This is a genomic window from Arthrobacter sp. efr-133-R2A-63, assembly GCF_030209795.1.
In the GTDB taxonomy this organism is placed as follows: domain Bacteria; phylum Actinomycetota; class Actinomycetes; order Actinomycetales; family Micrococcaceae; genus Arthrobacter; species Arthrobacter bambusae_A.
The window spans coordinates 126,615-149,849 of record NZ_JARVRG010000030.1; the positions used below are offsets into that span (position 1 = coordinate 126,615).

The following is a 23,235-nucleotide window of genomic DNA, read 5'->3' on the forward strand; positions in this document are numbered from 1 at the left end:
TATGAGCACGCCAGCTGTTGAATGGGAGCTCTCGGGCTTCGGCGACGAGATCGACGACGACCCCAAGATCCAGATTGCCGTGATGCAGGCACTGGGAGCGAGCCACATTGAAGTCCGCAGCGCCTGGGGCACCAACATCGTGGATTTGGATGAGGCGCAGCTTCGCGAACTGAAGTCCTTGCTGGATGCGGCGGAAATGAAGGTTTCCGCGATCGCGTCGCCGATCGGGAAGGTGGACGTTTCCCTTCCCGTGGAGCACGAGGTGGAACGCCTTCGCCGTGCAGTCAACGCCGCCCAGGTCCTGGAATCGCGTTACATCCGGATCTTCTCCTTCTACTACGGCGAGGACGTGGCGGTGGAGAGCATCCGGGATGCTGTCATCGAACGCATGCGGGCCCTCGCGGACGTGGCGGAGGAGTCCGGCGTCGTACTGCTGCACGAAAACGAGAAGGACATCTACGGGGACATCCCCGAACGGGTCCTGGACATCATCGAAACCGTGGCGTCTCCCGCGCTCAAAGTGGCTTGGGACGCGGCCAACTTCGTCCAGGTAGGCGTCAAGCCTTTCGAGGACGGCTACGCAAAGCTAAGGCCACACCTTGAATACCTGCAGGTCAAGGATGCCCTGTTCTCGAACGCCACCGTGGTTCCGGCGGGCGAGGGCGACGGCGATGTCCTCCGCACGGTTGAGGCCTTGAAGGCGGACGGGTACACCGGATTCGCGAGCCTCGAGCCACACTTGGCCGGTGCCCACGGGCTGGGCGGTTTCTCCGGCCCGACGGCGTTCGGCATCGCGGCGAGGGCGTTCGCGAAAGTCCTCAATGAAGCAGGAGTGGAGACGAAGTGAGCGAAACCTCAAATGCTCCGGGCGCTCCCGCGGAGATCCGGGCCGCGATCGTAGGGTGCGGCGTCATCGGCCGCACCCACTCGGCCGCGGTCCGCGAATTCCCGGAGGTGGTGGTCACCGCGTTGGTGGATGTGATCCCCGAAGCCTCCGAGGCGCTGGCCGCCAAGATCGAAGCCCAGGGCGACCCGAAGCCGGCAGTCTTCCTGACGCTGGCCGAGGCGCTCGCCGCCGCACCAGTGGACCTGGTCATCATCGCGACGCCCAGCGGCCTGCACATCCAGCTGGCGCTGGAAGCGCTCGACGCCGGCAAGCACGTGGTGATCGAAAAGCCCCTTGACGTTGACTTGGGCAAGGCAGACGAGATCCTGGCTGCGGCCAAGGCTGCCGAGGCCAAGGGCTTGGTGGCAAGCGTGATCAGCCAGCACCGCTTCGATCCGGCCAGCCGGGTGGTGGACGAGGCCCGTCGGGACGGACGCTTCGGCACACTGACCTCGGCCGTCGCCTCGGTCAGCTGGTGGCGGAGCCAGGGCTACTACGATTCGGGCGCATGGCGCGGAACCTGGGCCATGGACGGCGGAGGCGCCGTCATGAACCAGGGCGTCCACACCGTGGACCTGCTTTTGTGGTTCCTCGGGCGGCCCCTTGAGATCAGCGCCAAAACCGCGCTCCTCGCCCACGAGGGTGTGGAGGTGGAGGACACCGCCGTGGCCACCGTGACCTTCGAATCCGGCGCCCTTGCCGTGTTGCACGCGACGACGGCGGCGTACCCGGGGTTGACGGTCCGCCTCCAGGTCATGGGCAGCAAGGGTTCCGCCGTGATCGACAACGACGACCTCGCATACTTCCACGCGTCCGACGCCGCTGATCCTTCGGAAAGCAGCGCGATGGGCATCCTCGGCGGCGGGAACCAGGCCGCCGTCGAGCTCGCCAAATACCCGGACGACACCGTCGAAGCGCTGGATCCCACGGTCTATCCGGCTGGACATGTCCGGCAGTACCGCGACATCATCGCTGCGATCCGGGAAGGGCGCCCCGCGGGCGTTACCGTCCGGGACGCCGTGACCGCCCTGGCTACCGTGCGTGCCCTGTATGTCTCGGCAACCTTGGGCCAGCCCGTGCTGGTCGACAATGTCATTGCCGGCAAGTACAACGACGTGGAGGTCCGCACAGGCGGGGCCGCCGGCCAGCAGGGAGCCAATCGCGAAGAGGTATCGGCATGAAGTTCTCCGTGTTCACCGCTTCCACTCCCGAGTGGTCGCCGCAGGAAGCCGCCACGAAGCTTGCAGCCCAGGGGTGGGACGGCATCGAATGGCGCGTCACGGACCAGGCGGACGCAGCGGAACCAGGCTTCTGGGCAGGGAACCGTGCCACCTGGCCCATGACGGGATTGGAAGACTCGATCCCGGAGATTGCCCGGCTCACCGCTGACGCAGGGTTGGAATTCTCCGGCCTCGGCGGTTACGCCCGCTGCGACAACCACGCCGACGTCGATCGCGTCCTCGCGGCGACCGCGGCCTTGGGTGCCAGGCAGGTCCGGGTCAACGTGCTGCCGCTGGGCAACTCGAACATGGGCGGGCCGGAACCCACGGGCCTGTCCTACCCGGAACTCTTTGCCGCCACCCGGGAGCACTACGAGTGGGTTGCTTCCCGCGCTGCACATCACGGTGTCAAAGCCCTCGTGGAACTGCACCATGGAACCGTGACGGCATCGGCCTCCTCGGCACGGCGATTGCTGGAAGGCCTGGACCCGCAGCATGTCGGGGTCATCCACGACCTTGGCAACTTGCTGATCGAGGGCTGGGAATCACCGTTGCCCGCACTCCAGCTCCTTGGCCCCTATTTGGCACATGTCCACGTGAAGAACGCCCGCTGGGTCCGCACCGACTCGAAGGACGAATCGGGAGCGGCCGTGTGGGTCAACGAATGGGCCCCTCTTGCCGAAGGCCAGGCAAGTGTCCTCGCCTACTTCCGTGCGCTCGCAGACGTCGGCTACGACTCGTGGGTCACGCTGGAGGACTTTTCCACCGAGCTTCCCTTGGAGGAACGGACTGCGTCGAACCTGGCGTACGTCCGCAAGGCAGCCGCCTTGGCGGGGTTCGCCGTCGTCGATCCCGCATCGGCACCCTGACGGCCCGGGCCGTCAGCGCCTAAACCCAGCAGCCGCTCAAACACAGCAGCCGCTTGCCTGTCGGAGGCAAGCGGCTGCTGTGTTGTGGTGTCTAGATGGTGCGTGGTGCCTTCGCCAGGTTGTCCTTGAGCTCGGCGGCGTTCTGCCGTACGACGTAGGCCGGGCGGTCGCGCTCTACGCGCCAGCTCTCGTCGAGCGGTCCGATGTTGACGGTGTCGAAGCCGAACTCGTCGTAGAGCTTCTCCACGAGTTCGGCGGCCTCGGGGTAGTCGCTTGCGGTGGCCAGCGCGCGGCGGTTTTCGGTGCCCGCCGGGGTGCCGTCGGTGCCGATCTGCTTCGCCATGATGTGGTTGAAGCCCTTGGCCACCTTGGACGTGGGCAAGTGCTTCTGCAGCAGACCGGACGTGGTGGCTTCGCCCTTGTCCAGCTCCGGGATGCGGCCGTCGCGCTCCCAGTAGTAGTTGTTCGTGTCGATCACAATCTTGCCCGCGAGCGGCTCCACGGGAATGTCCTGGTAGCTCCTGAGGGGCACGGTCACGACGGCGAAATCGCCCGCCGCTGCCGCCTCGGCCGGTGTGGCGGCACGGGCATGTGCGCCAAGCTCCGCCACCAGTTCCGCAAGGGTTTCCGGTCCCCGGGAGTTGCTGATCACTACGTCATAGCCGAGTTCGACCGCCTTGCGGGCGACTTGGCTGCCAATGTGTCCTGCACCGATGATTCCGATTGTTGTCATACGTGCGGCAACACCGTCTTCGGCGCAGATATTTCATAGGTTACGGCGAGCGACGTGGGGTTTCCGTGACGGTGTCCATTCCCTTGGGTCCAACGGCTTTACGTAGAATAGGCACCATGACTGTCGCCTCTGATGCTGCCACCGCCACTGCCGCTGCCCGTGCCCGCCTTCTTGAATTGATCAAGGAACTGGCGGTCGTCCGCGGCAAGGTGATCCTTTCCAGCGGTGCCGAGGCGGACTACTACATCGACCTGCGGCGCATCACCCTCCACCACGAGGCTTCGAAGCTGGTTGGCCAGGTCATGCTTGCCATGATCGACGACGCCGGAATCGCCGTTGAGTGCGCCGGTGGCCTGACCATGGGTGCGGACCCGGTCGGAACCGCCGTGATGCACGCCGCCGCCGACGCCGGGCGCGCCGTTGACGCCTTCGTGGTGCGCAAGGCGCAGAAGTCCTACGGCATGGGCCGCCAAGTGGAAGGTCCCTCGGTGGAGGGCCGCAACGTCGTGGTTCTCGAAGACACCTCAACCACCGGTGGCTCGGCGCTGACCGCCGTCGAGGGTGTCCGCAAGGCCGGTGGCAACGTGGTGGCCGTGGCCGTCATTGTGGACCGCAACACGGGCGCCAAGGAAAAGATCGAGGCCGAAACCGGTGTGCCGTACCTCTTCGCCTTCGGCAAGGACGAGCTGGGACTCGACTGATTTCTTACAAGCCTGGGCGGGTTTGGGGGACCGTGTGCCCGTCGGCTGAAGCGCCTAAGCTGGCTGCGTGAACTATCGGGCGGGAAAATTTCCCCGGAACCAGCAACGCTGGCAGGACCCGGGCTCCCTCGCCCGGGTTCTCCGGCAAGCTGCCGAGCTGAAGAGTTTTTCCCGCCGCAGCTTCCTCATCGGAGCGGGCGCTTCCACGGCGCTCGCAGCGGACATGCTGTTCACCCGCCAGGTCCAGGCAGAACGTCGCGTCACCAAGATCCTGCCGGTGGGAGACGATGTCGCGGAGTCCTACTACCCCAACTCGAGTTGGATTCTCTTTCCCGGTTACAAGACCAGCTGGGAAGAGGCCCAATGGATCCTCAACTCGCTCCGGGGGTCGCTCCGGCAGCGGGGCCAGATGGCCGCCGTCGGATACTCCAACCTGGGGTTGGAAGTCGCCGACGTGGTGGACGCGGTGCTCGCTTACATCAACGAGCGCAAGCTGAACACCCTGTATTTCTACGGCCACAGTTTCGGTGGAATGCTGGCCACCGAAGTGGCCGCGCTCCTGCGTGAGCGGAACGGCGTCAGCGTCAAGCTGATCCTGTTGGATTCATCGCCGTTCAGCAAGTACGACATCCTCGACCAAAGCTGGTTCGACGGCGTCGTGTTCCTGTATGAGAGCGGCTTCCAGGTTCCGTCGGTGCTCCGCGGCGGTTACGAGCTGGGCGAGCGCGTGGTCAACAAGCACGAACGCACCTGGGGGCAGATCTGGGACCAGACCTTGGAACAGCTTTCGCCGATCGCGCCGTCGAGCGTCCTGATCCAGAGCGAATCGGACTATATCTACCACTTCGACGGAACACGGTTTGTCGACCGGCTGGGGGATACCCGCATGGCCTTCATCGGGAACCCGAACGATGACACGGTGAACTACGCGACAGCCCGGGCTGCGTGGGCCAAGACTTTCCCCCTCAACATCGCGTCCACGGGCCGCAGGACCGACGGCGCCCGGCCCGCCCATGCGAGTCCGCAGTGGAATCCCTTTATCTACAATCCGATCATCGAGGACCTGGAGAACGAACTCTTTCCGCTGCCCAGGGCCGGCTCGCGGGTGGTTTTCTACTGAGCGGTGCCCGCCACGAACGCCGCTACCGGCGCCGCAGTCCATCCAGCTCGGAACCGCTGAGGCCGGCGTCGCGCAAGTAATCCGCCGCGCTGCCGAACTCGAGCCCGAAACGGTCCAGGAAGTATTCCATCGCGGCTTCGGGGGATTGCAGCAGCATGAGCGAGGGACTGAATGCTTCCTCGGGAACCTCGGGGACGGCCAACCGCCACGCTGCTGCCATCGTTTTGAGCATCGTGGGGAGGGCAGCGGTGCTTGCGGCGTAGTCAGCGATAACAGCCGCGTGGCCAGCGCCGCTCGCGAGGAGCGCCAAAGCGGATACGACGCCGGTGCGGTCCTTGCCGAGCGAGCAGTGGATGAGCGTGCGCTTGCCATGGGCCGCAGGGCGCAAGGATTCGGCCACCCAATCGGGGCGGGTGCGCACCCAGCCAAGGTAGAGCTCGCCGAGGTCTTCGGCCGTGCGGATTGATTGGAGCCCGTCGGAAGCCGTACGCGGATCGAGGGGATTCTCCACGAGCTCCACTGGAGCCTTGGACATCGAGCCGTTGGCCAGTTGCCATGGCACGATGGCGCGCTCGTACTCGCTCCGCAGATCCACCACCCTCTTAATGCCGTGACGTTCCAGGAAGTCAGCCGTCGCCGCGGTGTCCATGCCAAACGGCTGGCTGCCCCTCAGAATGCGGCCCCCCGCCAGGGAACGGAGGTTCAGCACAGCCATGGCACGAGCCCCTTCTTCTTAGATCTGGTTCTTGAGATCCGCTACCGAGTTCAGGACCTGGTTCGGCCGGAACGGGAAGGCCGCGATGTCCTCGCGCTGGGTGATGCCGCTGAGCACCAGGACGGTGTGGAGCCCGGCTTCCATGCCCGCGATGATGTCCGTATCCATGCGGTCTCCGATCATTGCCGTGGTCTCCGAGTGCGCGTCGATCTGGTTCATCGCGGAACGGAACATCATGGGATTCGGCTTGCCCACAATGTAGGGCTCGCGGCCGGTCGCCTTGGAGATGAGCGCAGCGATGGCGCCCGTGGCGGGCATCGGGCCGTCCTTCGACGGGCCGGTGGCATCCGGGTTGGTGGCGATGAAACGCGCCCCGGCGAGGATCAGCCGGATGGCCATGGTGATCGCCTCGAAAGAGTAGGTGCGCGTTTCGCCGAGCACCACGAAGTCCGGGTTCTGGTCGGTGAGGATGAAGCCGGCCTCGTGCAGCGCCGTCGTGAGCCCTGCCTCGCCGATCGTGTAGGCGCGGTTTCCTGACTCCGAGCCCTGCACCTGGTCCTTGAGGAACTGTGCCGTGGCCAGGGCCGAGGTCCAGATGTTCTCCTCCGGGATTTCCAAGCCTGAGGAACTCAGCCGGGCCGCCAGGTCCCGCGGCGTGAAGATGGAGTTGTTCGTGAGGACAAGGAATCGCTTGGAGGTGTCCACCCAGCGCTGGATCAGTTCAGCCGCTCCGGGAACCGCCTGGTTTTCGTGGACGAGGACACCGTCCATATCCGTGAGCCAGCATTCGATTTCGTGTCCGTTGCGGTAAAGGGCCGAGCTCTTCGGGGCCTCGCTTGCGTTCTCCATGCTTTTCCTCCGCGTAGTGGCTGGTTCTCGTCCCAAGTCTTTCATCTTTCGGCCTCCGAGACACCCGGGTGTCCTGCGTTGCGGCACCGGGTTTCGGCGCCGCGGGCGGTATGGCGCGAGCTAGGGTTGAGGAGTGACTGACCGGCCCCAGACCCCCGCCCCGACCGACTCCACTAATGTTCCGACCATCGTCTCGTCTACCGAGGGGGAGTCCGAAGCGAAACCGGAGGTCGGCGTCGGGCCCTGGGAAGGCGACTGGCCGGACGGCGAGCAGTGGGACCCGGACCTCCTGGCGGACGGCGACCGCCGCAACGTCGTGGACAAGTACCGGTACTGGAAGCACGAAGCGATCGTCGCGGACCTGGACGCCCACCGGCACGATTTCCACATTGCCATTGAGAACTGGCAGCACGACCTGAACATCGGCACCGTAGTGCGCACTGCCAATGCGTTCCTCGCCAAGGAGGTCCACATCATCGGACGACGCCGGTGGAACCGTCGCGGGGCCATGGTCACCGACCGTTACCAGCACGTCCGCCACCATCCCACCGTGGAGGATTTCGTGGAGTGGGCGCAGGGGGAGGGGCTGGCCATCATCGGCATCGACATCTTCCCCGATTCCGTGCCGCTGGAAACCTATGAACTTCCGCGCAACTGCGTGCTCGTGTTCGGGCAGGAAGGCCCTGGCCTGACTCCCGAGGTGCACGACGCCGCCGTGGCCACTCTGTCGATCGAGCAATACGGTTCCACGCGCTCCATGAACGCGGCGTCGGCCGCGGCCATCGCGATGCACGCCTGGATCCGCCGCCACAACTTCGGCCAGCGGGTTTCCTAGGGGATCCGGCCGGGAGGACCTTCCGGCAAAACGTCCGCAAGTGTTACCCGTCTCCGTGACCGGAAACACGGTGCCGGATTCGAAGTCGCTAGGATGGTGCCTAGCCGTATAGGTCTACTCCAGGGTCAACAAAACCCACAGACGAAAATCAGCATAGGAGTCAGCATGCCCATCGCAACCCCAGAGATTTACTCCGAGATGATCGACCGCGCGAAGGCCGGTGGATACGCGTTTCCGGCAGTGAACGTCACCTCGTCGCAGACCCTGAACGCCGCCATCCGCGGCTTTGCCGAGGCTGAATCGGACGGCATCATCCAGGTCTCCACGGGTGGTGCGGCTTACTGGTCCGGCGCTTCCGTCAAGGACATGGTTGCCGGCTCCCTGGGCTTCGCGGCTTTCGCCCGCGAGGTCGCCAAGAACTACAACGTGAACATCGCCCTGCACACGGACCACTGCCCGCAGGACAAGCTGGCTGATTTCGTCCTTCCGCTGCTTTCTGCTTCCGAGGAAGCCGTCAAGGCCGGCAAGGACCCGATCTTCAACTCGCACATGTGGGACGGCTCGCACGAGACCCTGTCCGAGAACCTCCGGATCGGCCGCGAGCTCCTGGAACGCGCGGCTGCGGCCAAGATCATCCTCGAGGTGGAGATCGGCACGGTCGGCGGCGAGGAAGACGGCGTCGAGAACGAGATCAACGAGAAGCTCTACACCACCACCGAAGACGCGCTGGCCACCATCGAGGCACTCGGCGCCGGCGAGAACGGCCGCTACCTGACCGCGCTGACCTTCGGCAACGTCCACGGCGTGTACAAGCCGGGCAACGTCAAGCTCCGCCCCGAACTGCTCAAGCAGATCCAGGCCGAGGTCGGCGCGAAGATCGGCAAGACCAACCCGTTCGACCTCGTCTTCCACGGCGGTTCCGGTTCCACCGAGCAGGAAATCGCGGATGCTGTCTCCTACGGTGTCATCAAGATGAATATCGACACGGACACCCAGTACGCGTTCACCCGTCCGGTGGCCGGACACATGTTCAAGAACTACGACGGCGTCCTGAAGGTCGACGGCGAAATGGGCAACAAGAAGACCTATGACCCCCGCGTCTGGGGCGCCTCCGCCGAAGCCGGCATGGCCGCCCGCATCGTGGAAGCCGCAAAGCAACTCGGTTCGGTAGGCAAGACCTTCTAATGTCCGACGAATTCCGCAAGAACCTGATGGGCCCGGAGCCTACGCTCCTGCCTGCAGAGACCGAGATCTACCAGCACCTTGCCTTGGGGCAGGAAGCACTGGACCTCGTGGCCAAGTACCCCACGTCTTCATTGCTGTGGGCGATCCTGGCCGAGGAAGCCTGGGCTGAGGGCCGGACCATCGATTCCTATGCGTATTCCCGCGTGGGTTACCATCGTGGACTGGATTCGCTGCGCCGTAACGGTTGGCGCGGCGTCGGACCCATCCCGTGGGAGCACGAGCCCAACAGGGGATTCCTGCGCGCTCTGTACTCCCTCGGCCGGGCATCCGCCGCCATCGGCGAAGCTGAGGAGCCGGAGCGGATCGAGAAGTTCCTGAACGACTCCGATCCCGCCGCGAAGGCAGCGATCGAAGGCTAGGACAACTGTCTTAAACGCCGACGGCGGCCGCTCACCTTTGAGGTGGGCGGCCGCCGTCGCGCTTCCCCGCCCAACTGACTCGCAATTAATGCCGTTATGAGCCGTCAAAACGACAACAAATGCTAGTTAGTTGGGCGAGGGCTAGGAGACGGGGGTGAGGCCGGTCCGGGCCATGGCCTCGGCGTAGGCGCCGTGGATGAGGTCCAGGTACTCCTGTTGGCGCGTGGGGGAGCCAGCGAAGGAGCGTCCACCCAGCGAGCGGACCTTGAACGTCTTGAAGCCGCGGCGGTGGATGCTCTGCGGTGCGGCCTTCATGAGCTGGTCTGCCAAACGATGGGCTTCATTGCCATGGGCTACCAGCACTGAGGTGCGCGGCACGATCGCCAGGAGACGCAGGAGCGGCTTGAGGCCTTCGGTGATGTTGGCGGGAGTCAGCTTGCCCGGTTCGCCGTCGGGCTCGATCCACGGGTAGACGTTCCACGGCATCATGAGTTCCGGGCGCAGCCCCAATTGCCACTGCATACCCACCATGCGGGTGGTGGCATCTGCGTCACCCGGGGCGATGAAGCCTGAACCCTCGGTGCTGCGGGTGTTGGAGAAAAGGCTGATGATACGGCACTCGTCAACACTGTGGGCGGGGTCTACGTAGAGGACTTCGCTGCCCGGCTTCTGTTCTTTGAGGGAATCGCAAAGCCCCGTGACCTCGGCGATGTGGGGTTCGAAACGTCGGTTCCAGAGCTGCTCTTCGCGTGTTTCAGTCGCCAGGTCTTGCATATGGGCTTGGGTCTCCTACGTGTAGCGAGGCGCACTTGTCCGGCCGGGAGCGGTTTGCCGCGACCGGTCGGATTGGGTGCAGTGTTGGGGGCTGGTTAACTCTACCGGAACCGCGGTGGGCTGTGGGGTGAATCGGGACTTCTGTGGTGGGACTCTCGACGGCGCAAGTGCGTTAACGGCAACGGCACCGTCCCGATGGATGCGGAACGGTGCCGTTTGGGAAGCGCCTGTTACTGCTTGTTCTCGTTCTGGTCGTCGCTTTCCTTGGTCCGGGAAACCACGGTGCCGTTCGATTCGTTGAGGATGAGCTTCACGTCCCGGCCGTTGTCGAAGTTGAACATCGCGTTGATGGAACCGGCCTTGGCGTCCGCCGAGGAATCGCCGATCTGGCCGGTGTGCCAGTTGTCCTCGATGAAGCGAAGGATGGATGACTGGTCCGTCTGGGTGTGGTCCACGAAGTTCTTCTTCGCGAAGGGCGAGATCACCACGAGCGGCTGGCGGGGGCCGGGGCCGCAACGGTCGGCATAGCCTCCGGCCATCGGGACACCCTTGTTGTAGGCGTTGAGGCACCATGCGGCGTCGTCAGTGGTGTTGGAGGAGTTCTTCACGCCGGCCGCGACGTGGTCGTACCAGCCATCCGAGTCATCGTAGGCGAGGACGACTGCGGTGCTTTCCCAGTTCTTCGAGTTCTGGATGGCGTTCACCTGCTGCGTGATGAACTTCTGCTCGTCGAGTGGATCGGAGTAGCCGGCGTGGCCGTCCTGGAAGCTTCCCGCCTTCAGGAACGAGACGGCAGGCATGTTGTCCGAGTTGACCACCTTGGCGAAGTCCGAGGTGTCGTACTGGTGGTTGGCCTGGCCGTTGTGCCCGATCTCGTCCACGCTCGCCGGGGCAAGGTGGTGCGGGTTGGACGTTGACTTGTAGTACTGGAACGGCTGGTGGTGCGGGCTGTAGTCCGTGACCGTCGCGCCTGAAACGTTGGTGTGGGTGCTCATGCAGGCTGCCGGCGTGGTGTCCGTTGCCGCCGTCGTCGGGGCAAAGCCGCCCTGGAACCAGCCCCAGCTGACTCCCTTGTCGTTGAGGAGATCGCCGATGTTCTTGCCCTGCATGCCCGCAAGGTTGTTCTTGCTCGCGTGGCTCTTGTTGGAGCAGTCGTCGTACACCGGATCCGGGTCTTCCGTCATGGTGCCGACGCCGTTGGCGTCGGGGAATTTGACGGTGTAATCGCTGCTAGCGGGCTTGACCGGCTGACCGGCGGCGGTGAATTCCGTGACGCCGTGGGTCTGGCCGGACACCAGGTTGAGCGCGCCGGGGCTGGACGGTCCGAAGCCGGTGCTGAAGTGCGAGTCGCTCATGGCGAAGTTCTGGGCGTAGTTCCAGATTCCGGTCACGGTGTTGCCGTCGTAGTAGTCAGTGGTGAGCCCGGGACGGCCGAACTGGCCACCCGAACAGGTATCCATGCTGGTGTTCTCGACGAACTTGTTCATCAGGCCGCCGTTGTAGGCCTTCTGTTCCGCGGTGTATTCGTGGTCCTGGTCGCAGGTGATGGCCTGGCTCGGCGTCAGGCGTTGTGGCTGGACCGCGTTGGGATTGTTGGGTGCCAACAGATTGTCGTGGGCGAGGGTGGCGATGTTCTTCGGCGTGTTCTTGGCCGCCGTGAACGCGGGGGCCGCTGCGCCGGTACCCTGCTGGGTTTCGCCGGGGATGTTGGCCGCTTGCGGATACGTCGCGAAGTAGTGGTCGAAGGAAACATTCTCGCCGAAAATTACAACGACGTGCTTGATGGGTGTCGCCGTTCCCTTTTGGTCGTTGTTGGCCGAAGCCGGCGCCATGCCGAACCCGATCAGGCCGGCGGCGATCGTGGACGCGGCGAGTGCGCTCACTCCTGCTGTTGAGAGGAGGCGCCTGTTGCGAAAGTTCATGGACTTCCCTTCAGAGTCACGGGCAGTGCCCGCCCAACTGACTCGCATTTGTTGTCGTTTAGAAGGCTCATAACGACAACAAATGCGAGTCAGTTGGGGTGTGCTGGGGGTGAGGATTCACAAAGAATGTAGCCGGTTGCTCGGGGCCCGGAGGTCGATTTGGGAGCTCAATACCGACTGTTTGGGAAGAGTTCACATTCTGCTCACGGGGAACTTCAAGGGTGCCCTCCCTCCTTTCATGTCGCCGTTCGGCCATGTGACAAGAGGTCCAAGAGCGGCATCGGCTAAACTTGGCTGGTAAGAGCCCCGGAACTCTTGCTGATCTCGCCGGTGAACTTTTGCGGAAGTCCTCGGGCAGGGCCGAAAGATTCGGGGCGTTCTCATGTACGGCGCTGAGCCTTGGTGATCCCGCCAGGACCGGCCCGAAAGAATGGGGGAGGATCCCATGCCAGCTATCGTGATCGTCGGAGCCCAGTGGGGCGACGAAGGCAAAGGCAAAGCAACCGACCTGCTCGGTGGCCGCGTTGACTACGTGGTCAAGCCCAACGGCGGCAACAACGCCGGGCACACCGTTGTGGTGGGCGGTGAGAAGTATGAGCTCAAGCTCCTTCCTGCCGGCATTCTGAGCCCCAACGCGATTCCGATCATCGGCAACGGCTGCGTGGTGAACCTTGAGGCGCTGTTCCAGGAGATCGACGGCCTGGAAGCCCGCGGCGCCGACACGTCCCGTTTGCGCGTCTCAGCCAATGCCCACCTCGTTGCGCCGTACCACCAGGTGTTGGACAAGGTCACGGAGCGCTTCCTCGGCAGCCGCGCCATCGGCACCACCGGCCGGGGCATTGGCCCGGCCTACATGGACAAGGTGGCCCGCCTGGGTATCCGCGTCCAGGATGTCTTCGACGAATCGATCCTCCGCCAGAAGGTGGAAGGCTCGCTGCGCCAAAAGAACGAGCTCCTGGTCAAGGTCTACAATCGCCGCAACGTGGTGGTGGACGAGATCGTGGAGTATTTCCTGTCCTACGCCGAACGCCTGCGGCCGCTGGTCATTGACAGCACACTTGTCCTCAACAACGCACTGGACGAAGGCAAGGTGGTCCTCATGGAAGGCGGCCAGGCCACGTTCCTCGACGTCGACCATGGCACCTACCCGTTCGTGACGTCGTCCAACCCGACCGCCGGCGGCGCGTCCGTTGGCTCGGGCATCGGACCCACCCGCATCTCGCGTTCCATCGGCATCATCAAGGCCTACACCACCCGCGTCGGCGCCGGCCCGTTCCCCACGGAACTCTTCGACGAGATGGGCATGTACCTGCAGAAAACAGGCGGCGAGTTCGGTGTCAACACCGGCCGCCCGCGTCGCTGCGGTTGGTACGACGCCGTCCTGGCCCGCCACGCGTCCCGCGTCAATGGCTTCACGGACTACTTCGTCACCAAGCTGGACGTCCTCACCGGCATCGAACAGATCCCGGTCTGCGTGGCCTACGACGTCGACGGCGTCCGCCACGACGAAATGCCCATGACCCAGACCGAGTTCCACCACGCAGTGCCGATCTTCGAGTACTTCGACGGCTGGACCGAGGACATCACCGGCGCCAAGACGCTCGAAGACCTCCCCGAGAACGCCCGCCGCTACGTGCTGGCCCTTGAGAAGCTCTCGGGCACGCGTTTCTCCGCGATCGGCGTCGGCCCGGACCGGGACCAGACGATCGTGGTGCACGACCTCATCGAGGACTAGTCACCAAAGCCGAATTACGACGACGGCGGGCGGCCCTTTCGGGGGCGGCCCGCCGTCGTGCGTCAGGGGCCGGACGCCCCGAAAACAGGTGCGAAAAAACTTTTGGAATCCGCGTAACCCTTTGAGGTGCCCCGACGATTACCTCTTTGAAAGGCCGAGCTGAAATTTGTCCCCCATCATGTTTCAGCTCGGCCCTTTTCATGTCTGAAGGGGTTTCGTGGATGTGCAGAAAGTCCGGGAGAGGCACGCCCCCGGAACCGAAAGTTGGTCCTTGGGCGTAGCGGGAGCAACGGTTAAGCTAGGTGAGGTTGCCCGGCCCTGCCGCGCATGGGCGGCACCGAGGATCTCTCGTGGATCCGGACATTCGCTCCCCAACGAAAGCCACGCTTCAGTGACCGACGCCTTGACCGATGCAGCATTGCTGGCCCTTCGCGGCCAGGAAGCTGAACTGTTCAGCGCCGTCTACCAGGCCTTTGCCGGCCAGGTGCTCGGCTACCTGACGGCGAAAGGCGTCTCGGATCCCGAAGCTGTCACACAGGACGTTTTTCTTGCCGTCCTGCCGCGCGTCGAGACGATCACGGGCGGCGTCGGCGGTCTGCGGACGTTCGTGTTCTCGGTGGCCCATGCCCGGATGGTGGACGACCATCGCCGGCAAAGCAGGGCGCCGGAACATCACGAGTTCGAACCTGAACGTGACACGCGCCAGTCGAGTTCGGCGGAAGCCGAAGCGATGAACCGCGTGGCGCCCGGGGAAGTCATGGCGCTGCTGGACGTTCTTCGGGAAGATCAGCGGGAAGTCCTGGCGCTCCGTATCGTTGCCGGTCTGACCGTGGACCAAGCAGCCGAAATCATGGGGAAAAGCCAAGGCGCAGTCAAGCAGCTGCAGCGCCGGGCATTGAATGCACTCCGCGAGCACTCGGTAGTAAAGGAATACGTGGCACCATGATGCGTTGGGATTGCAAGGACATTGACCGCGACGCGGTCATCCTCGAGCTCATGCTTGAGGCCGACCTCGCGGACGCCCCGGAACTCGCGGATTCCTTGAAGGCGCTGGAATCGTTTGCGTCAATGCCCGCGCCGGCTCCCGGTCCGGCACTCGCGGCATTGTTGGCTGGCTCGACGCCGGGTGACGGCTCCGCCACGACCGCCCGTGACTCGGCAAACGCCCTTCCCCTCGACGAGCTCGCCAAGCGTCGTCAATTAAGCAAGCATCGCCCCGCCGTCATTGGTGCCGCCGTCCTGACCGCCATGGGACTGGGTGTTGGTGGCGTTGCGGCCGCGAGCGGCGGATTCAGCAAGGGGACCCCCGAATTCATGCAGACTCTGATCTCCGGCTGGGCACCCGCTTGGACCACTGCACCGCCGTCGCTAGTACCTCCAGCCCCCGCCCAGGATTCCCCGAAGGTCATGACGAACCCGGCTCCCGTTGACCTGCCGCGGTCAGCGCCCCCTGTGGCAGGCCCATCGGCTGATCCCGTGGCGCCCGCCCCGGCCAGCACCGAGGAAGCGGCGCACCAGCCGGTAGCGCCGGTGGCCGTTCCGGCGCCGGCAAGCCAAACAAGCCAGGAGCAGTCGGAAGCGCCGAAGCACGGCGGACCCAAGAACGACCCGCAGGGAATCCTTCCGCAACCCAAAACCGCCATCCCCTCCGCTCCCACAGCGAAGGACCTCCAAAACGGGGTGCAGCAAGCAGTTGAGAATGCCCAGGATGACGTGTCCGTGAAGCCTGCCGGGACTTCGTTGCGCTGGCTGCTCGGACTCCTGTCCCGCTAGTAGGCTGGAGCTATGACACACGTCAACGATCCGGCAGTCATTGACCGGCTGATGCGAACAAAGGGCCGCTGGGCCATCGTGGGACTCAGCACGAATGAGTGGCGCTCGGCCTTCGAAGTGGCTCTCTACGTTCGCGACACGATTGGCATGGAGATCATCCCGATCAACCAGAAGGGCGAAGACGTCCATGGCGAGACCGGCTACAAGTTCCTCGCCGACGTGCCCCTCGAGAAGCAGCCCATCGACGTGGTCGACTGCTTTGTGAACTCCTCGCGCGTTGGCGCGGTAGTGGACGAAGCGATTGCCGTGGGGGCGAAAGCCGTGTGGCTCCAGCTCGGAGTAATTGACGAGGATGCAGCGGAGCGGGCCAAAGCTGCCGGCTTGGACGTCGTCATGAATGCCTGCCCGGCGCAGGTGGGCTGGCGGAGCGGCATCTAGCCTCAGCCAACGGCGTCACTTTCCGTTAACCGTCCGCTGGTATGTTTCGGGGGCCATCCCCCTTTCGAGACCAGGAAATCGCCATGTGTGACGACTACCCCTCCACCGCGAGCCGACGCACCGCGCTCGGTTTCCTCGGGGCTTCCCTCGTGGCCGGTCTCGGGGCATGCGCTGCCCCCGGAAGTCCGTCCGCAGAAGGCCCGACGGCGGCCCCTGGCACGGCGGTCCCCCCGCCGTCGTTGTCCTCAAGCCCGGCGATGAGTCCCACGCCAAGTCCTGCCGGTCCGGGTCGGCTCCGGAACCCTTTCGTCCCTGACTTCACGTTGCCGCCCATCCAAGGCGGACTGGCTCCGGTGATCACCAAGATCCCCACCAAACATCCCGTGGTGTTCCTCACGATCGACGACGGGGTAGTCAAATCGCCGGAAAGCGTCCGGCTCCTCAAGGAGAGCGGCTACCCGGCCACGCTGTTCCTGACGAGCAACACCGTCCGGGACAACCCCGCATTCTTCAAGGCGTTCATGGACCAGGGGAGCCTGGTTGAAAACCACACGGTTAGCCACAACGTCAATATGACAACGCAATGGGGCTACCAGCGGCAGCTTGAGGACATTGCAGGAATGCAGGATTTCGCGGTCCAGCAGTACGGCCGCAAGCCCACCCTGTTCAGGCCTCCCGGAGGCGCTTATTCGGCGGTCATGCGGCAGGCCGTGGCCGCAGCCGGGTTGAAGGCGATCGTTACGTGGGAGGCCAAGGCCAATGCCGGCCGTATGGACTACCAGTACGGCAATTCCCTCCGGCCAGGGGATATCGTCCTGATGCACTTCCGTCCCGAGTTCGCGGCGGACTTCGAGGCTTTCCGCTCCGCGCAAGTGGCGGCTGGCCTGGAAGTGGTGCTCCTCGAGGACTTCCTGGGCGTTGCGTGAGGCGGCCGGTCCGCTCGTCCTCGCATTCCGCTAGTGTCGCTACATGGACGCTGCCACACTCCGCCAAATCTGCCTGAGCTTCCCCGGGACCTACGAAGACTTCCCGTTCGGCCCTGAAACGTCGGTCTTCAAGGTCAGGTCAGCCGTGTCCGGCGGTTCCAAGCAGGAAGGCAAGATGTTCGCCGCCTCTGCGTTGGACGAGCAGAACTTGGCAGTGAGCCTCAAATGCGATCCCGCCTTGGCCGCTCAACTTCGCTCCGCCCATCCGGAAATCACCGGCGCCTGGCACATGAACAAGACGCACTGGAATGGTGTGCGACTGGACGGCGCCCTGCCCGACTCGATGGTCCGGGACATGGTGGAGGACTCCTATGACCTGGTGGTTTCCTCACTGAGCCGGAAGCAGCAGGCGCAATTGGGCTGGGCCCGGCTCGCCAGGGACTGACACGCGGACCCCGTCTGCCGCTCGGCTAGATTGTGAGTGGACCGCACCTTCCATCGCCTCGAAGCAATCAGGAGGAGCCAGATGCTGGAACAAAAGACCCTCGATGAACTGTGGAATTTTGAGGACCCTGCGCTGTCGGAAGCCCGCTTCCGCGAAGCCATGACCGACCCCGCCTACGATGCCTTTGAACAGGCCGAGCTCGCCACCCAATTGGGCCGGGCCATCGGACTGCAGGGCCGCTTCGAGGAGGCGGATGCGCTCCTGGACGGGATCGACGCCGAAGAGGAACCGACCGTCGCGGTGCGGATTCTCCTTGAGCGCGGCCGCCTGCTCAACTCGGCGGGCCACCCTGCCATGGCCGTTCCGCTATTTGAGCAAGCCGCCGAGATGGGAGACCTCCTGGGCGAAGATTTCCTCGCCGTGGACGCGCTTCACATGCTGGCCACTGCGGACTCCGGCCACCAGGAAGCATGGACGCGCAGCGCGCTTGAGTACGCCTCCGCCGTCGAGGATTCCCGCACCAAACGATGGATGGTTTCTTTGCACAACAACCTCGGTTGGGCGATGTACGACGACGGGCGGCGCACCGAGGCGATGGTCGAGTTCCAGCTGGCCGAACAGTGGGCTGAGCGGGTAGGAACAGAGCAACAGCGGCAATGGGCGCGCGAGGCCGTCGCCCAATGCGCAAAATCCTTGAATTTGCGGGGCTAGAACACCCAAATGACCCCTCTTGGGCGGCACGATTGTCAGATCACATTTTGACAAAAGTTGATTGAAACTGCCCTCAAATATTGCTTTTCAATCACTCGTGGTGAAGTATGTCACACGAAGGGCGCGTCGCAGCGGCGGTGCCCGGACCGATCGACTGCCGGCCGAGGCGCCGTCAGGTTTCGGTACTACGAGTCTCTGGAGGGTTTTAGGATGAACGTTCAGCAGCAGTCCTTTGCACGCCGCGGTTTCCTCCGCGGCGCGCTTGCCGCGGCCGTGCTTGTGCCGTTGGCCGGCTCGATGGCCTCCTGCGCAGCCGGTGGCGGAGGAGGAACCACCGGTCCCACGGGGACCGTGTCAGATACCAATCCGTTCGGGATGGCAGACAAGTCCACCGTTGACGCCGTGATCTTCAAGGGCGGCTATGGAATCGACTACGTCGAATTCGCTGGCAAGAGCTTCGAGAACGCACATTCGGGTTCCACCGCCAAGATTTCCCCGTCCACCGACATCGCGCAGGAACTGCAGCCGCGATTCGTTGGCGGCAACCCTCCGGACCTGATCGACAACTCCGGCGCCAAGGCGATCGGCTTCAGCACCATCCTCGCCCAGCTCGAAGATCTCACGAGCGTGGTCGAGTCCAAGAACCTCGAAGGCAAGGTCATCAAGGACACCTTGTACGCCGGAGTACTCGCCCCGGGCACTTTCAATGGCAAGCTGGCGGCCCTGAACTACGTGCTGACGGTATACGCCATGTGGTACTCGGATTCATTCCTCAAGGACAACGGCTGGACCGTGCCGAAGACGTGGGATGAGATGTACGCGCTCGGCGAGCAGGCCAAGGCCAAGGGCAAGTACCTGTTCGTCTGGGGCAAGGAAGCGGCCACCTATTACCAGGAAATGGCGATCGCTTCTGCCATCAAGGAAGGCGGCGATGACGTTCGCCTTGGCCTTGAAAACCTGAAAGCGGACGCGTGGTCCCACCCGGCCATCCAAAGCGTCTTCACGGCCTTGGGCAAGATCGTCAAGGCCGGCCACTTCAAACCGGGTGGCTCGGGTACGCAGTTCACCGCGGCGCAGGCGCAGTGGAGCAACGCCCAGGAAGCCGTGTTCTACCCGTCCGGCTCGTGGATAGAAAACGAGATGAAGGACCAAACGAAGTCCGGCTTCAAGATGACTGGCGTTCCTGTTCCCACCGTGACTTCGGGATCCAAGCTTCCTTATGCGGCAATGCACAGCGCTTCCGGCGAGCCGTTCGTGGTTCCGTCCCAAGGTAAAAATGTGGCCGGCGGCAAGGAACTGCTGCGTGTCATGCTTTCCAAGGATGCTGCCACCAACTTTGCCAAGACAAAGCTGGCCCCCACCATCGTCAAGGACACCGTTCCCGCCGATGGCTTCGGTTCCACCGCCCTGGTTTCCCAGACCAAGCTGCTCAGCGATGCGGGATCGAACATCTTCACGTGGAACTTCGTTGACCTCTACGGGATGAACAAAGACCAACTGGTTGTGTGGAACACGTTCCTCGATGGAAAGTCCGACGTCGCCACCCTGACGTCGGACCTGCAGAAAATTACCGACAAGGTCCGCAACGACAGCTCGGTCACGAAGATTGAAGTGAAGTGACTTCAGTGAAAGCTAAAACACTCCGGGTCGGCGACGGCGCGTCCGCCGTCGTCGTTCCGGAAACCGCACCACCCGCCAACAAGAGGCGGCGCAAGCCCTTGACGTTCGACAAGATCAGCTTCTTTGTGGTCTTCCTCGGAGTACCACTGGCCATCTACATCATCTTTGTGATCTGGCCATTCATCCAGGCCTTCGGCTACTCGCTGACCGACTGGTCGGGGTTCTCACCCAAGCAAAACTTCATCGGCCTTCAGAACTACCAAAAGCTCTTTGCGGATGACGTCTTCATGAAGGCCATGGGGAACAACATCCTGTTGGTCATCTTCCTGCCCATCATCACCATCATCCTCAGCCTTGTGCTGGCAACCTTGGTGACCGTGGGGGGCAGCAGCAAGGGCCAGATCAAAGGCTTGCGCAACTCCAGCTTCTACCGCGTGGTGTCCTTCTTCCCCTACACGATCCCGGCCATCGCCATCGGCATCATGTGGGGTCAAATCTATGATCCTTCGGGAGGCCTCCTGAACGGCATCCTCACATCCCTGGGCATGGACCAGTTCAAGTCCTACGCCTGGCTCGGCGACAAGAGCACCGCCATGATCGCCACGATGTTCGTGATCGTATGGGGCTTCATCGGCTTCTACATGGTCCTGTTCGTCGCGGGCATCAAGGGCATACCTGCCGAGCTGTTTGAAGCGGCCAGGATTGACGGGGCCGGGCGTTTCCGCACTGCCGTGTCCATCACCATCCCGCTGATCCGGGACAACATCCAGACCGCCTACATCTATATGGGAATCCTGGCGCTGGACGCCTTCGTCTACATGGCGGCCCTGAACTCCGGCGGCGGACCGGACAACTCCACCTTGGTGATGTCCCAGCAGCTCTTCTTCACCGCATTCACCAAGGGCCAGTTCGGCCTGGCCAGCGCCATGGGCGTCGTGCTCGCCGTAGCCACCCTGATCTTCTCCGGCCTCGTGTTCCTGGTTAACAGGCTCACTGGTGGCGACAAGGATGTGTCCCTCTGATGACGACAAAAATTGCCAGCCAGGACATGAAGTCCTTGCACTTCAACCCCCGCAAGCCGGCCCTGACCACCGGAGACAGGGTGGTGGGCGCCGTTTCGCACACGGCCCTCAGCATCTGGTCCCTCATTGTGATCCTGCCACTGCTGTGGACTTTCATGTCTTCCTTCAAGACATCGAGCGAGATCTTCGCCTCGCCGTTTGCCCTGCCCTCGCAGTGGCGTTTCGACAACTACGTCCGTGCTTGGACCGAGGCCGGCATCGGGAGCTATTTCCTCAACTCCGTCATTGTCGTTGGGTCCGCTTTGGTGATCGTCATGGTGCTCGGCGCCATGTGCGCCTATGTCCTGGGACGCTATGTCTTTTTCGGTAGCAAAGCGATCTACTACCTCATGCTGGCAGGGCTCACCTTCCCGATCTTCCTCGCCATGGTGCCGTTGTTCTTCGTCATGCGGAACATCGGTTTGTTGAACACTTTGCCGGGCCTCATCCTGGTGTATGTCGGCTTCGCGCTGCCGTTCACGGTGTTCTTCCTTTTCTCCTTCTTCAAGTCGCTTCCCCACGAAATCACGGAGGCGGCCGCCTTGGACGGAGCAGGCGAGTGGCGGACGTTCTTCCAGGTCATGCTGCCGATGGCCAAGCCAGGACTCGCTTCCGTGGCCATCTTCAACTTCCTGGGCCTGTGGAACCAGTTCCTGATTCCGGTGGCGATCAACGCTGCCGGGCCGCGCGTGCTGTCCCAGGGACTGGCTGCCTTCGCCGGCCAGATGGGTTATGCCGTGGACTTCGGCGCCTTGTTCGCGGCTGTCACGGTCACGGTGGTTCCGGTGCTGATCGTCTACATCATCTTCCAGCGCCAGCTGCAGGGTTCGGTCTCTCAAGGCACCTCCAAGTAGCACAACCCGGCTAAATAAGCGCCCGACGGCGGTTCCCGCCATAGGTGAGGGCCGCCGTCGGGCGCTTCTGTCCATCACTCGAAGGTGAGGCCGCCGTCAGATCCGCTGGTAACGGGAGCGGAACAAAGAGAAGATCCCGTAAGCCATGAGTCCGAGGCTCACGAACACCAGCACCCATGCGCCGAAGGGTTGCTTCAGGAAGGCCTTGAGGGCCGAATCGAGGCCGCCCTGTTGAGAGGGGTCGTGCGCGGCCGTGGCGATCAGGATGAGCAATCCGACGGCGCCGAGCGCCACCCCTTTCGCGCAATAGCCCACCACGCCCAGCACCGTGAACGCGTCTCCCAGAAGTCCCGACGGTTTCCCCCTCAGGTTCTTTTCGTACTTGCGGGTGATCCCCAGGAAGACGTAGGTGCCCGCGGCTGCCAGCAATGCCACCCCGATGATCACCAGGAGGACAGTACCGGGAGTGCTGGACATGAGGTCCGCACTGGTCGAGCGGGATTTCTCGCTGCTGCTGCTTGGATGGCTGAGCGCAAAACTGCCGAAGGTCACCGCGGCCACAGCGAAGACGATGGCCTGCCCGGCTGCCTTGAGCCGATTCATCCACGGCTTCGAACTGCCACCCCCGCTCCACCCCATCACGGCGTCGCTCGCCATATAGAGCGCGAGGACACCGCAGGCCACTAGTCCCGCCCACAAAAGGACGATGCCACCGGGCGTTCCGGCCATCTGGCCGACAGCTCCGCTTTGGTCGGCTTGGCCGGATGAGCCGAGCGCGATACCCAACGCGATGATTCCGATCAGGAGGTGTATCAGCCCTAGGGCCACGAATCCGGCCCGCGCCACTACCCGGACCGTCCGTGAATCCTTGGCGTCGTCTACGGCGTCGCCCACCGAATCTGCGCCCCGGGATACTGCGTTGCCGGCTTTGTTCGTGTGATCGTCCGTGCCCATGGAGCTCCTTTGGTCTGCCCTTATCTTGCCACCGTGGGCTCCGAAGCGGGAGGGAGCGCGACTACTGGATACGATGGGCGCATGTGGATCGCGTGGATCGAGTTCGACATCCTCCTCGGCGAGGTACACAGCCTGAAGGAGAAACGTTCCCTCGTGCGCCCGGTGATCGCCGAGCTGAAAAGGAGATTCGAAGCCTCCGCCGCGGAGACCGGGCACTTGGACCAGCATCGCCGTGCCCTCATCGGCGCAGGGGCCGTGGCAGCAGACCGGGCTCATCTCGTGGAGGTGCTCGACGCCGTCGAGCGCTTCGTCGCCGCGCGCCCCGAACTGGAACTCCTCAGCGCCCGACGCCGGGACCTCCACAGCGAAGACTGACTCCTTTTGCATCGATTGCTGAGCAACGGTCGTTTTGAAGGCCCAAAACGACCGTTCCGGAGCAATCGATGGAGGCTGTGGATAACTTCTGCGGGGCTGGACTCTTTTCTGTTCT

General features: G+C 63.5%; 25 protein-coding genes. 19 read left to right on the forward strand and 6 right to left on the reverse strand.

Annotated features, from left to right (window positions below; genetic code table 11):
- Position 1 precedes the first annotated feature (1 nt).
- From QRN45_RS16920 to QRN45_RS16930, 3 genes are read left to right on the forward strand one after another with little or no spacing between them, the layout of a single operon-like run.
- Entirely contained in the window at positions 2-847 is an 846-nt protein-coding gene (locus QRN45_RS16920; protein ID WP_241707340.1) for a sugar phosphate isomerase/epimerase family protein, read from the forward strand.
- Positions 844-2,067, forward strand: a complete 1,224-nt coding sequence (locus QRN45_RS16925) for a Gfo/Idh/MocA family protein (protein WP_284764101.1) — start codon at positions 844-846, stop codon at positions 2,065-2,067. Before QRN45_RS16920 ends, QRN45_RS16925 begins: the two co-directional genes overlap by 4 nt.
- Complete coding sequence (locus QRN45_RS16930) at positions 2,064-2,975, forward strand: sugar phosphate isomerase/epimerase family protein (protein ID WP_284764102.1); 912 nt, start codon at positions 2,064-2,066, stop codon at positions 2,973-2,975. The genes QRN45_RS16925 and QRN45_RS16930 overlap by 4 nt, the downstream gene beginning before the upstream one ends.
- A gap of 91 nt (positions 2,976-3,066) precedes the next feature.
- On the opposite strand, the gene QRN45_RS16935 is transcribed toward QRN45_RS16930, so the two are convergent.
- Entirely contained in the window at positions 3,067-3,708 is a 642-nt protein-coding gene (locus QRN45_RS16935; protein ID WP_241707343.1) for an NADPH-dependent F420 reductase, read from the reverse strand.
- A gap of 116 nt (positions 3,709-3,824) precedes the next feature.
- Here QRN45_RS16935 and pyrE point away from each other — a divergent pair, with 116 nt between their 5' ends.
- Positions 3,825-4,409 (forward strand): orotate phosphoribosyltransferase, encoded by a 585-nt coding sequence (gene pyrE, locus QRN45_RS16940; RefSeq protein WP_078106782.1) that lies wholly within the window; start codon positions 3,825-3,827, stop codon positions 4,407-4,409.
- 67 nt (positions 4,410-4,476) lie between these two features.
- The gene (locus QRN45_RS16945; RefSeq protein WP_241707344.1) at positions 4,477-5,529 is read left to right on the forward strand and encodes a thioesterase domain-containing protein; all 1,053 of its coding nucleotides are present in this window, start codon (positions 4,477-4,479) and stop codon (positions 5,527-5,529) included.
- A gap of 22 nt (positions 5,530-5,551) precedes the next feature.
- Here QRN45_RS16945 and QRN45_RS16950 read toward each other — a convergent pair whose 3' ends face one another.
- Complete coding sequence (locus tag QRN45_RS16950; protein WP_284764103.1) at positions 5,552-6,244, reverse strand: tyrosine-protein phosphatase; 693 nt, start codon at positions 6,242-6,244, stop codon at positions 5,552-5,554.
- An 18-nt stretch (positions 6,245-6,262) separates the two neighbouring features.
- Positions 6,263-7,093, reverse strand: coding sequence for an HAD-IIA family hydrolase (locus QRN45_RS16955; protein WP_139359611.1), 831 nt, complete (start codon positions 7,091-7,093; stop codon positions 6,263-6,265).
- 187 nt (positions 7,094-7,280) lie between these two features.
- On the opposite strand from QRN45_RS16955, the gene QRN45_RS16960 reads away from it, so the two are divergent.
- The 3 genes from QRN45_RS16960 (at position 7,281) to QRN45_RS16970 (ending at position 9,532) form a co-directional block, all read left to right on the forward strand.
- A complete protein-coding gene (locus QRN45_RS16960) occupies positions 7,281-7,928 on the forward strand; it encodes a TrmH family RNA methyltransferase (protein ID WP_284764135.1) in 648 nt (215 codons plus the stop codon).
- 93 nt (positions 7,929-8,021) lie between these two features.
- Positions 8,022-9,113: a class II fructose-bisphosphate aldolase gene (fbaA, locus tag QRN45_RS16965; RefSeq protein WP_274619636.1), complete on the forward strand. Its 1,092-nt coding sequence runs from the start codon at positions 8,022-8,024 to the stop codon at positions 9,111-9,113.
- Complete coding sequence (locus QRN45_RS16970; RefSeq protein ID WP_078106777.1) at positions 9,113-9,532, forward strand: DUF3151 domain-containing protein; 420 nt, start codon at positions 9,113-9,115, stop codon at positions 9,530-9,532. The genes fbaA and QRN45_RS16970 overlap by 1 nt, the downstream gene beginning before the upstream one ends.
- Positions 9,533-9,673: 141 nt before the next feature.
- Here the strand turns inward: QRN45_RS16970 and QRN45_RS16975 are convergent, their stop codons facing one another.
- Positions 9,674-10,306: a uracil-DNA glycosylase family protein gene (locus QRN45_RS16975; RefSeq protein WP_241707347.1), complete on the reverse strand. Its 633-nt coding sequence runs from the start codon at positions 10,304-10,306 to the stop codon at positions 9,674-9,676.
- Positions 10,307-10,536: 230 nt separating this feature from the next.
- A complete protein-coding gene (locus QRN45_RS16980) occupies positions 10,537-12,228 on the reverse strand; it encodes a phospholipase C (protein WP_241707348.1) in 1,692 nt (563 codons plus the stop codon).
- A gap of 445 nt (positions 12,229-12,673) precedes the next feature.
- Here QRN45_RS16980 and QRN45_RS16985 point away from each other — a divergent pair, with 445 nt between their 5' ends.
- The 10 genes from QRN45_RS16985 to QRN45_RS17030 all read left to right on the forward strand — a co-directional run bounded on the left by QRN45_RS16985 (position 12,674) and on the right by QRN45_RS17030 (position 21,791).
- A complete protein-coding gene (locus QRN45_RS16985; protein ID WP_059388506.1) occupies positions 12,674-13,963 on the forward strand; it encodes an adenylosuccinate synthase in 1,290 nt (429 codons plus the stop codon).
- A gap of 391 nt (positions 13,964-14,354) precedes the next feature.
- The gene (locus QRN45_RS16990; protein ID WP_241707349.1) at positions 14,355-14,909 is read left to right on the forward strand and encodes an RNA polymerase sigma factor; all 555 of its coding nucleotides are present in this window, start codon (positions 14,355-14,357) and stop codon (positions 14,907-14,909) included.
- Entirely contained in the window at positions 14,906-15,736 is an 831-nt protein-coding gene (locus tag QRN45_RS16995) for a hypothetical protein (RefSeq protein ID WP_241707350.1), read from the forward strand. Before QRN45_RS16990 ends, QRN45_RS16995 begins: the two co-directional genes overlap by 4 nt.
- Positions 15,737-15,748: 12 nt before the next feature.
- Entirely contained in the window at positions 15,749-16,174 is a 426-nt protein-coding gene (locus tag QRN45_RS17000; RefSeq protein ID WP_241707351.1) for a CoA-binding protein, read from the forward strand.
- An 83-nt stretch (positions 16,175-16,257) separates the two neighbouring features.
- Positions 16,258-17,100 (forward strand): polysaccharide deacetylase family protein, encoded by an 843-nt coding sequence (locus QRN45_RS17005; RefSeq protein WP_241707352.1) that lies wholly within the window; start codon positions 16,258-16,260, stop codon positions 17,098-17,100.
- Between the two features lie 43 nt (positions 17,101-17,143).
- Positions 17,144-17,545, forward strand: coding sequence for an MmcQ/YjbR family DNA-binding protein (locus tag QRN45_RS17010; RefSeq protein WP_078106768.1), 402 nt, complete (start codon positions 17,144-17,146; stop codon positions 17,543-17,545).
- An 81-nt stretch (positions 17,546-17,626) separates the two neighbouring features.
- Positions 17,627-18,256: a tetratricopeptide repeat protein gene (locus QRN45_RS17015; RefSeq protein WP_284764105.1), complete on the forward strand. Its 630-nt coding sequence runs from the start codon at positions 17,627-17,629 to the stop codon at positions 18,254-18,256.
- Between the two features lie 210 nt (positions 18,257-18,466).
- The gene (ngcE, locus tag QRN45_RS17020; RefSeq protein WP_241707354.1) at positions 18,467-19,876 is read left to right on the forward strand and encodes an N-acetylglucosamine/diacetylchitobiose ABC transporter substrate-binding protein; all 1,410 of its coding nucleotides are present in this window, start codon (positions 18,467-18,469) and stop codon (positions 19,874-19,876) included.
- Positions 19,873-20,898: a carbohydrate ABC transporter permease gene (locus tag QRN45_RS17025; protein WP_241707355.1), complete on the forward strand. Its 1,026-nt coding sequence runs from the start codon at positions 19,873-19,875 to the stop codon at positions 20,896-20,898. Before ngcE ends, QRN45_RS17025 begins: the two co-directional genes overlap by 4 nt.
- Positions 20,898-21,791 carry a carbohydrate ABC transporter permease gene (locus QRN45_RS17030; protein ID WP_078106765.1) on the forward strand — a complete coding sequence of 298 codons (894 nt, stop codon included), beginning with the start codon at positions 20,898-20,900 and terminating at the stop codon, positions 21,789-21,791. Before QRN45_RS17025 ends, QRN45_RS17030 begins: the two co-directional genes overlap by 1 nt.
- Before the next feature lie 96 nt (positions 21,792-21,887).
- On the opposite strand, the gene QRN45_RS17035 is transcribed toward QRN45_RS17030, so the two are convergent.
- A complete protein-coding gene (locus QRN45_RS17035; protein WP_241707356.1) occupies positions 21,888-22,745 on the reverse strand; it encodes a DUF1206 domain-containing protein in 858 nt (285 codons plus the stop codon).
- Positions 22,746-22,826: 81 nt separating this feature from the next.
- On the opposite strand from QRN45_RS17035, the gene QRN45_RS17040 reads away from it, so the two are divergent.
- Entirely contained in the window at positions 22,827-23,120 is a 294-nt protein-coding gene (locus QRN45_RS17040) for a DUF503 domain-containing protein (RefSeq protein ID WP_284764117.1), read from the forward strand.
- The last annotated feature ends 115 nt before the right edge of the window (positions 23,121-23,235 follow it).

Coding starts and splice junctions, on each gene's coding strand:
- pyrE (WP_078106782.1), top strand. CDS start 3,825: ATGACTGTCGCCTCTGATGCTGCCACCGCCACTGCCGCTGCCCGTGCC.
- QRN45_RS16980 (WP_241707348.1), bottom strand. CDS start 12,228: ATGAACTTTCGCAACAGGCGCCTCCTCTCAACAGCAGGAGTGAGCGCA.
- QRN45_RS16950 (WP_284764103.1), bottom strand. CDS start 6,244: ATGGCTGTGCTGAACCTCCGTTCCCTGGCGGGGGGCCGCATTCTGAGG.
- QRN45_RS17000 (WP_241707351.1), top strand. CDS start 15,749: ATGACACACGTCAACGATCCGGCAGTCATTGACCGGCTGATGCGAACA.
- QRN45_RS17015 (WP_284764105.1), top strand. CDS start 17,627: ATGCTGGAACAAAAGACCCTCGATGAACTGTGGAATTTTGAGGACCCT.
- fbaA (WP_274619636.1), top strand. CDS start 8,022: ATGGTGCCTAGCCGTATAGGTCTACTCCAGGGTCAACAAAACCCACAG.
- QRN45_RS16995 (WP_241707350.1), top strand. CDS start 14,906: ATGATGCGTTGGGATTGCAAGGACATTGACCGCGACGCGGTCATCCTC.
- QRN45_RS16955 (WP_139359611.1), bottom strand. CDS start 7,093: ATGGAGAACGCAAGCGAGGCCCCGAAGAGCTCGGCCCTTTACCGCAAC.
- QRN45_RS17010 (WP_078106768.1), top strand. CDS start 17,144: ATGGACGCTGCCACACTCCGCCAAATCTGCCTGAGCTTCCCCGGGACC.
- QRN45_RS16985 (WP_059388506.1), top strand. CDS start 12,674: ATGCCAGCTATCGTGATCGTCGGAGCCCAGTGGGGCGACGAAGGCAAA.
- QRN45_RS17005 (WP_241707352.1), top strand. CDS start 16,258: ATGTGTGACGACTACCCCTCCACCGCGAGCCGACGCACCGCGCTCGGT.
- QRN45_RS17030 (WP_078106765.1), top strand. CDS start 20,898: ATGACGACAAAAATTGCCAGCCAGGACATGAAGTCCTTGCACTTCAAC.
- QRN45_RS16935 (WP_241707343.1), bottom strand. CDS start 3,708: ATGACAACAATCGGAATCATCGGTGCAGGACACATTGGCAGCCAAGTC.
- QRN45_RS16930 (WP_284764102.1), top strand. CDS start 2,064: ATGAAGTTCTCCGTGTTCACCGCTTCCACTCCCGAGTGGTCGCCGCAG.
- QRN45_RS17035 (WP_241707356.1), bottom strand. CDS start 22,745: ATGGGCACGGACGATCACACGAACAAAGCCGGCAACGCAGTATCCCGG.
- QRN45_RS17040 (WP_284764117.1), top strand. CDS start 22,827: ATGTGGATCGCGTGGATCGAGTTCGACATCCTCCTCGGCGAGGTACAC.
- QRN45_RS16970 (WP_078106777.1), top strand. CDS start 9,113: ATGTCCGACGAATTCCGCAAGAACCTGATGGGCCCGGAGCCTACGCTC.
- ngcE (WP_241707354.1), top strand. CDS start 18,467: ATGAACGTTCAGCAGCAGTCCTTTGCACGCCGCGGTTTCCTCCGCGGC.
- QRN45_RS16975 (WP_241707347.1), bottom strand. CDS start 10,306: ATGCAAGACCTGGCGACTGAAACACGCGAAGAGCAGCTCTGGAACCGA.
- QRN45_RS16920 (WP_241707340.1), top strand. CDS start 2: ATGAGCACGCCAGCTGTTGAATGGGAGCTCTCGGGCTTCGGCGACGAG.